This window comes from Streptomyces sp. WM6372 (assembly GCF_001279655.1).
GTDB lineage: Bacteria > Actinomycetota > Actinomycetes > Streptomycetales > Streptomycetaceae > Streptomyces.
On the sequence record NZ_LGDB01000221.1, the window covers coordinates 40,061 to 52,666 of the forward strand.

8 protein-coding genes are annotated in these 12,606 nt (G+C 72.9%); 3 read left to right on the plus strand and 5 right to left on the minus strand.

What is annotated here, in order from left to right:
* Positions 1-23: 23 nt before the first annotated feature.
* A complete protein-coding gene (locus ADK52_RS31575; RefSeq protein WP_053693283.1) occupies positions 24-1,169 on the plus strand; it encodes an ABC transporter substrate-binding protein in 1,146 nt (381 codons plus the stop codon).
* A gap of 210 nt (positions 1,170-1,379) precedes the next feature.
* Positions 1,380-3,800, plus strand: coding sequence for a SpoIIE family protein phosphatase (locus tag ADK52_RS31580; RefSeq protein ID WP_159046079.1), 2,421 nt, complete (start codon positions 1,380-1,382; stop codon positions 3,798-3,800).
* An 81-nt stretch (positions 3,801-3,881) separates the two neighbouring features.
* Here the strand turns inward: ADK52_RS31580 and fusA are convergent, their stop codons facing one another.
* The 5 genes from fusA to ADK52_RS44090 form a co-directional block, all read right to left on the minus strand.
* A complete protein-coding gene (gene fusA / locus ADK52_RS31585; RefSeq protein ID WP_053693285.1) occupies positions 3,882-5,960 on the minus strand; it encodes an elongation factor G in 2,079 nt (692 codons plus the stop codon).
* 393 nt (positions 5,961-6,353) lie between these two features.
* Positions 6,354-6,920 (minus strand): hypothetical protein, encoded by a 567-nt coding sequence (locus tag ADK52_RS31590; RefSeq protein ID WP_159046080.1) that lies wholly within the window; start codon positions 6,918-6,920, stop codon positions 6,354-6,356.
* A gap of 58 nt (positions 6,921-6,978) precedes the next feature.
* On the minus strand, positions 6,979-8,013 hold the full coding sequence (locus ADK52_RS31595) for an SCO0930 family lipoprotein (RefSeq protein ID WP_053693294.1): 1,035 nt from the start codon (positions 8,011-8,013) through the stop codon (positions 6,979-6,981).
* 154 nt (positions 8,014-8,167) lie between these two features.
* On the minus strand, positions 8,168-9,616 hold the full coding sequence (locus tag ADK52_RS31600) for an NADH-quinone oxidoreductase subunit NuoF family protein (RefSeq protein WP_053693287.1): 1,449 nt from the start codon (positions 9,614-9,616) through the stop codon (positions 8,168-8,170).
* Positions 9,613-10,662: a hypothetical protein gene (locus ADK52_RS44090; RefSeq protein WP_063783987.1), complete on the minus strand. Its 1,050-nt coding sequence runs from the start codon at positions 10,660-10,662 to the stop codon at positions 9,613-9,615. The genes ADK52_RS31600 and ADK52_RS44090 overlap by 4 nt, the downstream gene beginning before the upstream one ends.
* Before the next feature lie 595 nt (positions 10,663-11,257).
* On the opposite strand from ADK52_RS44090, the gene ADK52_RS31610 reads away from it, so the two are divergent.
* Positions 11,258-12,484, plus strand: coding sequence for a PucR family transcriptional regulator (locus ADK52_RS31610; protein ID WP_053693288.1), 1,227 nt, complete (start codon positions 11,258-11,260; stop codon positions 12,482-12,484).
* Positions 12,485-12,606: the final 122 nt, after the last annotated feature.

Below are 12,606 nucleotides of genomic sequence, written 5' to 3' on the forward strand. Positions count from 1 at the left end.
CGACCGCCCGTTATGGAGCCTTCGTGCCCGCACCTCGTGTCCGGACAGTCTCCGTCGCCGCCTGCCTGGCCCTCGCGGCGGCGCCCCTCGGTGGCTGCGGCGACGAGCCCCCCGCCCCGCCGAGGGCACCCGCGGTGGCCACCTCCGCGGTGGACGCCGGCGGCATGGCGGCACTGACCGCAGCGGCCAAGAAGGAGGGCACGCTCAACACGATCGCGCTCCCGAGGGACTGGGCCAACTACGGCGCGTTGATCGACGGCTTCGAGAAGAAGTACGGGATCAAGGTCACGTCGGAGAATCCGGAGGGCACCAGCCAGGACGAGGTCAACGCCCTGAAAGAGCACAGGGGTGGAGGCCGCGCCCCCGACGTGATCGACGTGGGGGGCTCGTTCGCGCAGTCCGCGGCCCGGCAGGGCCTGCTCGCGCCGTACGAGGTCGCCGCGTACGACCAGATCCCCGAGGAACAGAAGGACCCGCGGGCCCGCTGGTACAACAACTACGGGGGCTACGTCTCGATCGGCTGTGACGCCAAGCGCGTCAAGACCTGCCCCGCGACCTTCGCCGACCTGCGCAAGCCCGAGTACAAGGGCCAGGTCGCGCTCAACGGCGACCCCACCAAGTCCGGCTCCGCCTTCGCCGGAGTGTATGCGGCGGCCCTGGCGAACGGGGGTTCCTTCGACGACATCCAGCCCGGTATCGACTTCTTCGCCGAGCTCAGCAAAAACGGAAACTTCATCCCGGTCGAATCCACTCCGGCCACGATCGCGAAGGGCCAGACCCCGATCAGCATCGACTGGGACTTCCTCAACCTCGGATACGCCGACGAATTCCGCGAGAAGCGCGCGGACGTCGACTGGCGGACCGCCATCCCCTTCGACGGCAGCTTCGCCGAGTACTACGCCAACGGGGTGAACAAGGACGCCCCGCACCCGGCGGCGGCACGTCTGTGGCAGGAGTACGTCTTCAGCCCGGAGGGCCAGAACCTCCGGCTCGGCGCCTACGCGCGCCCCGTCCTCATGGACGCGATGAGGAAGGACGGCACCCTCGACAAGGCCGCCGCGGAGAAACTGCCGACGGTCGAGGGCACCCCGACGTTTCCGACGGAGGCGCAGACGGCGAAGGCGAGGGAGACCGTCAACCGTGGCTGGGCCGAGGCCGTCTCGGGCTGAGGGCGGGGGCGGCCGACGCAGCCGCGGGCCCCGCGACCAGTCCGGCCCGGCTCGGGGAGCGGAATGGAGAGGGGCACCGGCGGGGCTCGACCCAGGCTGCACAAGCGGTGACGCAGAGCGATAATCGGAAGCAGTACGCAGAGAGCCGTTCCGCGGATCGGGAAGTGGGGCGCAGTGATGCACGACCCGGCGTTCCACGATGCCTCCGGCGTGGTTGCGGAACCGGGCGACGAGACGTACGCCCTGCTCGACGCGCGCGGCGTGGTCATCGGCTGGGGGCCGGGGGCGGAACAGCTGCTCGGGTACACCGCCCGGGAGGTGCACGGGTGGCGCGGGGCCGATCTGCTGCTCGCCCGCTCCGAGCTCGGGCACGCGGTGCTGCGGCACCGGAGCGGGCGCGGGGTCGAGGTGGCGCTCCACGCGCGGCCCATGACGTCGACGGCCGGGGAGCGGCAGTGGCTGATCCAGGCGACCGATACCGACGCCACGCAGCGGCGCGAGCTCAGCGAGGCCCTGATCAGGGGGCTGTTCACCGAGTCCCCTTTCCTCATCGACGTGTTCGACACCCAGCTGCGCTTCATCGCGCAGAACGACGCGCTGCGGCGCGGCGCGGGTTTCGCGAACGAGGAGTTCGTCGGGCGCACGATGTCCGAGGTGGCACCGCCCGACCTGCTGGACATGGCGGCGCTCGAAGCGCGCCAGCGCCATGTCCTGGAGACCGGTGAGGCCTTGGTGCAGACCGAGGTACGCGGGCTGCTGCGCGGCGATCCCGACCGGCAGCACGTGTGGTCCGAGACCATCCTCCCGCTGCGCAGCAGCTCCGGCGAGCTGATCGCCCTCGCGCACACGGTGGCCGACGTGACCGAACGGGCCCGGGCGCGCGAGCGGTTGGCGCTGGTCAACGACGCGAGCACGCGCATCGGCACCACGCTGGACGTGCTGCGCACCGCGCAGGAGCTGGTCGAGGTGGCGGTACCGGAGTTCGCCGACCACGCCTACGTCGACCTGCCCGCCTCGGTCTTCGGCGGCGAGGAGCCGCTCGGCGGCCCGGTGGGCGAGGCCGTGACCCTGCTGCGCGCGGCGACGTCCTCCGTACCCGGGAGCCCGGTGAAGGCGGCGGTCGCGACGGGCGACCCGGACCCTTTCACCACCGGGCCGGGATCCCTGTTCACCCGGGCCATGGCCAGCGGCGAACCGCTGCTGCTGACGGGCGAGGAGCTGATCGCGGAGCTCGCCCCGGTCGACCCGCCGCAGGCCGAGCGGGTCCGTGCGTACGGAGTCCACTCCTGGCTGCTCGTGCCGATGTCCGCACGCGGCGCGGTGCTCGGCGCCGCGGTCTTCGTACGCCACTCGCGCGCCCACGGGTTCGAGCCGGACGACGTCCTGCTGGCCGAGGAGATCGCGGCGCGCGCGGCGGTGTGCATCGACAACGCGAGCCGCTACACGCGCGAGCGGACGGCGGCCCTGGCCCTGCGACGCAGCCTGCTGCCCCAACGGCTGCCGGTGCTGGGCGCGTTGGAGGCGGTGACCCGCTACCTTCCCGCGCACGGACAGGCGGAGCTGGGCGGGGCCTGGTACGACGTGATCCCGCTGTCGGGCGCGCGGGTGGCGCTGGTGGTGGGCGACGCGCAGGGGCACGGCCTGAACGCCGCGGTGACCATGGGCCGGCTGCGGACCGCGGTACGGACCCTCGCGGACCTCGACCTCTCCCCCGACGAGCTGCTCTCGTACATGGACGACCAGATCCACCGGTTCGTGGACGAGCACGGCCAGGACGGGGCCAGTGGGTCGCGCCCCGGCGGCGCGGCCGGGACGACCTGCGTGTACGCCGTCTTCGACCCGATCACGCGGCGGCTGTCCGTGGCGTGCGCGGGCCATCCGCCACCCGTACTCGCGCCGGTGGGCGGGGAGGCCGCCGTCGTGGCCCTGCCGGCCGGGCCTCCCCTCGGTCTCGGCGGATCTCCGTTCGAGAGCGCCGAGACGACGCTGGACGACGGGGACGTCCTGGTGCTCTACAGCCACGGCCTGGTCGCGGCGCCCGACCGGGACGTGGACCTCGGCCTCGAACGGCTCCCGGAGGCGCTCTCGGGCGTCGCGCTCACCCCGCCGGACGGACTCGACCAGGCCTGCGACGCGGTGATCGGCCGGCTGCTCCCGGTGCTGCCGCAGAACGACGTGGCGGTGCTGATGGTGCGACTGCACGAGTTGCCGGCCGAGCACCACGTCACGTGGGAGCTGCCGGCCGAGCCCGAGGTCGTGGCCCGCGCCCGTACGCTCGCGACGCGGCAGCTGGCCGTTTGGGGCCTGGACGAGCTGGAGTTCACCACCGAGCTGGTGGTCAGCGAACTGGTCACCAACGCCATCCGCTACGGCAGCGAGCCGATCCAGCTGCGGATGATCCGCGACCGGGAGCTGATCTGCGAGGTCTCGGACGGCAGCAGCACCTCTCCGCACGTACGGCGCGCGGAGGAGACCGACGAGGGAGGGCGCGGGCTGTTCATGGTGGCGCAGCTCGCCCAGCTGTGGGGCACCCGCTACCACGCCCGCGGCAAGACCATCTGGGCCGAACAGCCCTTCCCCGAGGGGTTCCTGGAGGCGGCGGACGCCGCCGCCTCCTCCTCCACGGGCTGACGGCTGCGCCCGTACCCCCGGCCACAGGGGCGACCGGGGGTACGGGCGTGCGCACCAGCCCGCGGGGTACGGGCGTGCGCACTAGCCCGACATGGCCTGCCGGTACGCCGCCACCGGTACGGGGGCGTAGCCCGCGGGCCGGGTGGTGAACGTGCCCCGGCCCTGGGTGCGGCTGCGCAGCCGGGACGCGTAGCCGAACAGCTCGGCCAGCGGCACGGTGGCGGTGACCGCCGTGGTCCCGGCCCGAGCCGCCGAGCCCGAGACCCGTCCGCGCCGGGCGGCCAGGTCGCCCAGCACCCCGCCGAGGGCGTCGTCGGGCACGGTCACCACGATCTCGGCCACCGGCTCCAGCAGCTCCATCGCGGCGGCGCGCAGGGCCTCGCGCAGCGCGAACCTGCCCGCGGCCCGGAACGCCATCTCCGAGGAGTCCTTGGAGTGCGTGGCCCCGTCGGTCAGGGTGACGCGGAGCCCGGTCACCGGATGCCCTCCGAGGGGACCCTCGGCGAGCGCGTCCCGGCAGCCCGCCTCCACGGCGCGGGCGTACTCCTGCGGCACCCGCCCGCCGACGACGGCCGACCGGAACTCGAACGCGCCGTCGCCGGCCCGTTCCGCATCCGGTGCCTGCGGCTCGACGTCGAGGACCACATGGGCGAACTGGCCCGCGCCGCCGTCCTGCTTGACGTGCCGGTACACCAGCCCCGACACCCCGCGCACGACGGTCTCCCGGTACGCCACCCGCGGGCGGCCCACGCCGATCCGCAGCCCGTGGCTGCGGCGGATCTTCTCCACCGCGACCTCCAGGTGCAGCTCGCCCATGCCCGACAGGACCGTCTGGCCCGTCTCGGGATCCGTCCGCACCACCAGCGACGGGTCCTCCTCGACGAGCCGGGCCAGCGCCGCGGACAGCCGGCCCGTCTCGGTGCTGCTGCCCGCCTCGACCGCCACGGACACCACCGGGGCGGCGGCCTTCGGCGGCTCCAGTACGAGCGGTGCCTGCGGTGCGCACAGCGTGGACCCGGCGCGGGTGGTCTTGAGCCCGACCACCGCGACGATGTCCCCGGCCACGGCCTGGTCCGCCTCGGCGTGGCGGTCGGCCTGGACGCGCAGGATCCGTCCGATCCGCTCGGTGCGGCCGGTGCCCGCGTCCAGCACGGTGTCCCCCTTCCTCATCGTTCCCGAATAGACCCGCAGGCAGGTGAGCCGTCCGGTCGCCGTCGCGGTCACCTTGAAGGCCAGCGCGGCGAACGGCGCCGACGGGTCGGCGGGCCGTTCCTCCACCGCCGCGCCGTGGGTTCCCCGTACGGGCGGCATGTCCACCGGCGAGGGGAGGTACGACACGACGGCGTCCAGCAGCGGCTCGATCCCGCGGTTGCGGTAGGCCGAGCCGCAGAGCACGACGACGCCTTCGCCGCTGCGCGTCAGGTCGCGCAGCGCCGAGGTCAGCGTGGCGGCGGAGAGCGCCGAGGTGGCGCAGTACTCCTCCAGGGCGGCCGGGTGGAGTTCCGCGACCCGCTCCTCCAGCAGTCGGCGGCGGCTGCGCGCCTCCTCGTACAGGGCGTCGGGTACGGGTCCCGCCTCGAACGAGTCCGGCGCGGCGCCCCAGACCAGCGCCCGCATGCGGACGAGGTCCACCGTCCCGCGGAACCCGTCCTCCTGCCCGATGGGCAGCTGGACGACCAGCGGAACGACGTGGAGCCGCTCCCGTACGGACGCGACCGCCCGGTCGAGGTCGGCGCCGACGCGGTCCATCTTGTTGACGAACACGAGGCGCGGCACGCCGTGGCGGTCGGCCTGTCGCCATACCGACTCGCTCTGCGGTTCGACGCCGGCGACGGCGTCGAACACCGCGACCGCTCCGTCGAGTACGCGCAGGGAGCGCTCCACCTCGTCGGAGAAGTCGACGTGTCCCGGAGTGTCGATCAGGTTGACGTGGTGGCCGTCCCACGTACAGCTGACGGCGGCGGCGAAGATGGTGATGCCACGGTCGCGCTCCTGGGGGTCGTAGTCGGTGACGGTGGTGCCGTCGTGGACCTCGCCGCGTTTGTGGGTGGCCCCGGTGGCATAGAGGATCCGCTCGGTGACGGTGGTCTTGCCGGCGTCGACGTGCGCGAGGATGCCGAGATTGCGGACGGTGGTCGAGGTGTTCAGGTGGGTGCGCATGGCCCGAGGTCTTTCTGGAACGTCGAGAAGAGGGCGGCGCGATTTCCGGACGACGGACGTACCCGGGCACATCAGGGCGTACCAGCCCGCAGCAGTGCGCACCAGGGCGCATCAGAGCGCATCAGGGCGTGCAAAGACGTGCCGGGGAAGGGTCGTGTCAGTCGTCGCGGACATCCGATGGCGGCCGCGCAGCCGTCATCGGGAAGACGGAGACACCAGGATCACGTCGTACCGGGACCGGGGGGCGAACACGGCGGTGCGGTGGCACACGGCCCGGCTCCCCTCTCGTCGACGAAGTGCGCGCCACGTCCCGTGGCGGCATGAGAGCGAGTGTAGGGACGCGCCGACGGCCCGGCACCGCAATTAAAGCTGCGGGCCGGGCCGGACGCCCCCTCAGGACGTGGCGGGACTCGGGGAGTCGTGCCCGCCGGCGTGGGAGGTGCCGGGAGAGGCGTCGTGCGCGGGGTCGTGCGAGGGGTCGTGCGTCGGGTCGTGCGTCGGGTCGTGGGGGGAGGAGCCGTGGCCGGAGACCGTTTCGATCGTTCCACCGAGGCGGGTGTGGGCACCGGCCAGGACCTCGGCGGAGGCCGCCGTGATCACCCAGGTGGGGCCGACCAGGTACGTGCCGCCGTACATCTGGGCCTCGGTCAGCCAGGTCTGCCGGCCCTGCTCGCTGGTGAAGGTGGCCATCCGGAAGCCCTCCTGGCCCGACCCGCACGCCCCTTCCCGGAGCTCCTCCGCGTCGACCGTGATCTCGGGCGTGCAGCCGAGGGCGGCGGCGATCTCCTGGAGCGGGGCGGGGCGGGCGGTCGAGGCCGCGGCGGGGGACGAACTCGGGTCGGACGGAGCCTGCGGGCCGGCCGCCACCCGGGCGGCGCAGCCGCCGCACAGCAGCGTCGCGAGCAGCGCGGCAGCAGCGGCTGCGGCGGCGCGAGCGGCGGGACGGGGTGAACGTGGCATGGCTGACTGCCTCACAGGATTCGGGCGGAACGGGGCGGATCGGGGGCGGCGGCGCGCGCTACGCCGTCGGCGGGACCTTCTTGCCCTCGGCGGTGACCGCGAACCAGAGCCCCTGCTTGTTGTGCCCGTTCGCCTGGCCGGGTGCGGTGTCCCCGGTGAAGGTGTAGACCGGCCAGCAGTCGATCGTCAGCTGCTCGCTGCCGTCGGGCCGCTTGACCGATCCGACCAGCTTGCCGGAAATCCCTTCGGCTTTCGCCTTGTCGACGGCCGGGGCGGGCTTCCACGTATCCAGGCAGGCACCGAGGCAGCCGAACTTCATGGGCCAGGCACTGTCCTTGTCGAATCGGTAGAGCGTGCGCCACTGCCCGTCCACCAGGATCTTGCCGAGTTTCTCGTTGTCGGCGACGGAAAGTTCCGCGCCCGACTTCATGTCCATGCCTCCCATTCCCGCCCCCATTTCCGTTCCCGTTCCGGTATTTCCGTCCGCCTTCTGTTTCTTGTCGATCGCCTTCTTGCCGTCCGGTGCCAGTGCGTGCCAGGTGCCGCCGACGCCCTCGCCCTTCGCCTCGCCCGCCTTCGTGTCCTTCGCGTAGCGGTACACGGGCCAGCCGCCGAGGGTCAGCTGCTTGCTGCCGTCGGCCCGGGCGACGGAGCCGATGAGGGCCGCGTCGATACCGGTGGCGGCCGAGGCGTCCTCCGCCGGCACCGCCGGCCAGGTCGTGGCGCAGTCCCCTTCACAGTTGGACTTGGGGGGCTGCGGCGTGTCCTTGTCGAAGCGGTAGAGGGCCATCCCGGCGCTGTCGGTGACCACGCTGCCCACGCTCGCGATGTCCCGTACGGACAGCTGCCCCGCCGACCCGGCCTTGCCGGAATCGGAGCCCGATCCGACGTCCGAGCCCGATCCGGAGCCGGCGGCGCCCGCTCCGTAGCCGCCCGCTCCGTAGCCCGTGTCGTATGCGCCTCCGAGGGCCTTTCCGGCACCCGCCGGCTGTACGGAATTCGCGTTGCGCGCGGCGCCGTTGTCGCTGCTTCCGCAACCTGCCGCCAGCAGCAGAACCGCGGCTACCGATCCGACCGATGAGATACGACGCATCTTGTTCACGATCACTCCTTCGGGTTGAACCCGGGGGGTTCGTCTACTGCCTTATTCATAAGGCCTGACGGGTTCACCGAATTCGAATGAGCGGGAATTTATCAGATCGCGCTAACCCTTGAACTCCCGCCGCGGGCAGCCGTTTACCGCGGGCTCATTCCTGAATGCGCAGGGCGAGCGCGGGGCAGCGCCGCACCGCGCGGAGCGCCATCGGCCGCAGCCTTCCGGGGACCGACATGACGGCCTCGGCCGGATAGCCGTCCCGGTCCAGCCGTACCACGTCGGGCAGTACGTCCACGCAGAGCCCGTGGCCCTTGCACAGCGTCCAGTCCACGACGAGCCGTTCGGGGTTCTCGTCCTCGGGCAGGGGCAGCGCCCCGAGCACACGGCGTCCGCAGCCGCTGCCCAGGGCGTGGTCGCGCATCTCGTCGGGGAAGACGGCGAGCGCGGAGGCCATGAAGGCCGAGGTTCCGTCGGGATGGCTGCACGCACCGCGGCGCAGCACCCCCCGCATCCGCGCCTCGACCGCCTCCAGGGCGGGCCGGCCTCCCCCGGCCACCAGAGCCTCCACGGCATCGGCGAGCGAGGGCAGGCCCCTGACGCACGGGCCGCACTGGCCGGCGGTCTCGTCCGCCATCCAGCGCATCACGCGGGCCACTTCGCCGGCCGGGCAGGTGTCCTCGGGCAGCGGCAGGACCGCACCCGCCCCCAGCGTGGCCTTGAGCGAGGACAGCGACTCCCGGGAGAGCAGGGCGGTCCGCGCCGCTGCCGGCGTCAGCCATTTGCCGTGGTACCCGCCGACCAGGACGCCCTGGCCCGGGGACGAGCCGCACAGCTCCAGGACGTACGCCAGGGAGGTCCCGAGCGGCGCCTCGACGACCGTCGAACCGCTGATCGTCAACATGACGGTGCCCGGCTCGGAATCGAGGCCGACCGAGCGGTAGCCCGACACGCCGAGCCGTGCAGCGATGGCGAGTTGGGCGTACGTCTCGGTGTTGGACAGCAGGGTCGGCAGTCCGCTCAGGCCCCGCTCGCTGGTCCGGACCTTCTGCCCGTTCGGGACGGCGGCCCCCCCGTTGAGGCCGTTCACGAGGGAGGTGCCCTCTCCGCTGACGAAGCGCTCGGGAAGCCTGCCGACGCGCAGGCGGCTGCCGGCCACACCGCGCTCGGCAACGGCGGCCCGCAGGGACTGCTCCACGTCGTCCCTGGTCACGCCGATGGCGATCTCCTCGGCTCCGATCGCGTCGGCCGCCAACAGGGCTCCGTCGAGCACCAGGTGCGGGGAGTGCAGCAGCATGGCGGCGTCCTTGAGGCAGCTGGGCTCCCCCTCGGTGCCGTTCACCACGACGGCGGTCCGCCCCTCCTTGGTCCGGGCGGAGCGGATGACCGCTTTGAGCTTGCGGGCGAACGGAAAGCCCGCTCCCCCGCGGCCCCGCAGGTCGATGCCCTCGGCGAGCTCCACGAGATCGCCCGAGGTGTACTGCGGGATCGGGCCGTGCACCACCGCGTGGTTGGCGCGATCGAGCCGCGGCAGCACATCGAGTCCGGCCAGCAGCCTGGGCTGGCCGACGCACCCGAGGGCGGGATCGACGATCGAGGTCACTGACGGCCCCGCATCCCGTCGAACGACCCACCGGGCCGGTCGGTTCCCGGCCCGGACCCGATGCCGCTGGGGATGACGACCGTGTTGTACGAACCGGTGTCGTACGCACCGGTGCCGTATGCCTCGGCGCCGTACGCGTCGTTGCCGTACGGATCGGTGCCGTACGACGGCGCGTACTGCGGTGCCGCGTACGGCGGGAGGATCTCGGTCGTGGGCTCCGGGGCCTGCCGGGGCGAGGGGACGAAGGGGGTCCCCGCCGGTGCGGCGGCCGGGGCGGGCTGCTGGCCGACCGAGCGCCGGTCCGACTGCCGGGCCAGCCGCGCCGTCAGCCGTTCGGCGGCCCATTCCGCGGGCTGCCGGACGAACCGCTGCGGCGGCTTCTTGGGCCGGGGCGGCGTGCCCTGGGCCGTGGCCGCCGACACGGCCACGGGGCGTACGGGCTCGGCGCGCAGCCGCGCCCGGAGCCGTATGGCGAGCACGCCGGCGACCCCGAGCAGGCAGAGCGCGTACGACACGGTCACCCAGGCGCTGGCGGGACGGCCGGCCTTGAGTCCGTGCACCAGGGACGCGCCCCACGCCGGGTAGGCGCCTATGTGCAGCGCCCGCCACCACAGGGAGCGGCCCTTGGTGGCGAAGGCGCTGCGGACCGCGCCGGAGACCGCGACGGAGACGAAGAGGTATCCGGCCAGGGTGCCGAGGCCGATGAGCACCGGCTGGTCCTGGTCCGTGAACGGCAGGAACGCGGAGGCGACCCCCGTCTCCGACTCGGCGACCTTGACCCAGATGTGCAGGAGCAGGAAGCCCAGCCCGGCCACGGCGAGGCCGCGGTGGGCCGCCTGGGCGACCAGCCGGTGCCCGGAGGTGAGGACCGTACGGTCCGTGGCCGCGAGGCCCCACAGGACGGCGGAGGTGAGCGAGACGAGCGAGAGGACGCCCGCCCCGAAGTCGAGGAAGTCCCAGAAGTGGCTCAGGGCGCCCGCCCGGGCCGCCACGGACAGGGCGAGCAGGCCCGTGAGGGCGCCGATGACGAGGGTGGCTGGGCGCACGCCTCCGGCAGGGGACAGCAGGGGCGGCCGCCGGACGGCCCGCCGGCCGGCGGCCGCGGCAGCGGCCACGCCGGCGTGGCGTCTGGTGCTGCGGGCCCGGTGTGAGCGGGGCGTACGGGCTGGGGACAGGGGCATGTGGTTCTCCCATACGCCCAGGCCCGAGGCACTCCACCGCGCACTCGGCGCCCGGGGTTGTCGACGGAACTGCTCCGCGGCGGGCGGGAGATGAGGTCCCACCGACCGAGAGCGGGGGCCGGAGTGCAGAAGCATCGTGGACCTTCGCAACGCCTCCACAGTATTTATCTAATCGTGACAAGTTCTGGCGCGCGTGGCATCGTCACACCAGACGTCCCCGGAAGATTCCCTTCCAACGGTGCGGTGGCAACGGGAGTGACGCCTTGTCCGCCACCACACCTCCCCGACGGCAAAACTCAGGCAAAGCCGCGGGACTGCAAGTGGATGGCACTCTCCTGGAGGGTGTACGAGGTGCTCAACTCCCCCGTCCGCACTGGCGCAGAGGGGGGAGGAAGGCCGCCTCGACAGGCTTGTCACCCTCCCACGGGGCAGGCCGTACCCCGGCATGAACGAGGTAACAATGTGCGAACTTCTGAACCGCATCTGGGCTCGTCCCCGAGGCGAATGGACCCGGGTCCTGCGCAGGGAACTCCCCGCGCTGACCGCTGGGATGGTGGAGGAGCTGAGGGAGGAGCTCCCCGGGTTCTCCGCCCTCGTCGACGACCTCGACGAGGAGGTGGTCAGACAGCGGCTCGAAGTGGCCCTGCTCACCGCCCTCGGGTACCGCGAACCCGCGCCGCAGCAGCGGGACAAGACCGCGGAGCACGCCCACCCCGACGAGGATGAGGAAGAGGAGGACTACGCGGCCGAGCACGGCCACCCAGGCCTGGAAGAAGAGGAGGAGGAAGAGGATGAAGAACACCGCGGTCCGCCGGCCGGCATCCGGGTCCCCCGCCAGCGAGGGCAGTTGGCCCCCCTGACGGTCGTCCCCCGCGAGGGACTCGGGACCCGTTCCGAACGGGCGAGGCGCGAGCTGTTCTCCGCCCTTACCAGTGACATGCCCATGGCTGAAATCGCCCTCTCCGAACTGGCCGCGGCGGCCGGCTGGCCGCTCCCGGCCGAGATACGCGCCATCGCCCTCGCCACCCCGGGCGAGACCCAGCAGTTGGCGGCCGTCCTGGACGACGGACTCGCCGGCATGGTCGGCGGCCAGCCCTGCCTGCTGGTCCCGAGCCCGGACCCGGAGACCCGCGCCTCGCTGGAGGCCCTGCTGCGCGGCCGGTTCGCCGCCGTGGGCCACCCCGTCGCCCCCCGCGACACCGCTTCCTCCCTGCGGTGGGCCCTGCGACTGCTGGCCCTCACCCCCAACCGCCCCGGCCTGGAGGCACGGGCCCTCTTCGTCGACGATCACCTCTCCACCCTCATGCTGCTCCAGGACGAGCCCCTGGCCCACGCGCTGGCCGCACGCTGGCTGCGGCCGCTGGCCAACCTGACCCCGCGGCAGAGCGAACGGCTCGAAGTGACCCTTCTGGCCTGGCTCGAAGGCGGCGGCGCCCCCGAGGCCGCCAAGGCGCTGAGCGTGCACCCCCAGACCGTGCGCTACCGCATGCGGCAGCTCGAGAAGCTCTTCGGCCCCGGCCTGCGCGATCCGCGGACCCGGTTCGAGCTCGAAATGGCCCTGCGCAGCCGCCGCTTGATGGCCCAGGTGCGCCGTCAGAACTCGCGGGTCGGCCGCAAGGTGCGCGTCGCCACCACCGACTTCCGGCCGCTGGGCGTCGGGCGCATGGCCCGCGTCAACGGCCTGTAACCCCCGGCCCGACCCCCAGGCCGTGCCCAACCGCGTGCGGCAGCTTGAGAAGCTTTTCGGCCCCGGCCTGCTCCATCCGCGGACCCGTTTCGACCTCGAAATGGCCCTGCGCAGCCGCCGCT

Excerpts from the sequence above, each read along its gene's own strand:
- ADK52_RS31595 (WP_053693294.1), bottom strand. The coding sequence starts at position 8,013 with ATGCGTCGTATCTCATCGGTCGGATCGGTAGCCGCGGTTCTGCTGCTG.
- ADK52_RS31590 (WP_159046080.1), bottom strand. The coding sequence starts at position 6,920 with ATGCCACGTTCACCCCGTCCCGCCGCTCGCGCCGCCGCAGCCGCTGCT.
- ADK52_RS31610 (WP_053693288.1), top strand. The coding sequence starts at position 11,258 with ATGTGCGAACTTCTGAACCGCATCTGGGCTCGTCCCCGAGGCGAATGG.
- fusA (WP_053693285.1), bottom strand. The coding sequence starts at position 5,960 with ATGCGCACCCACCTGAACACCTCGACCACCGTCCGCAATCTCGGCATC.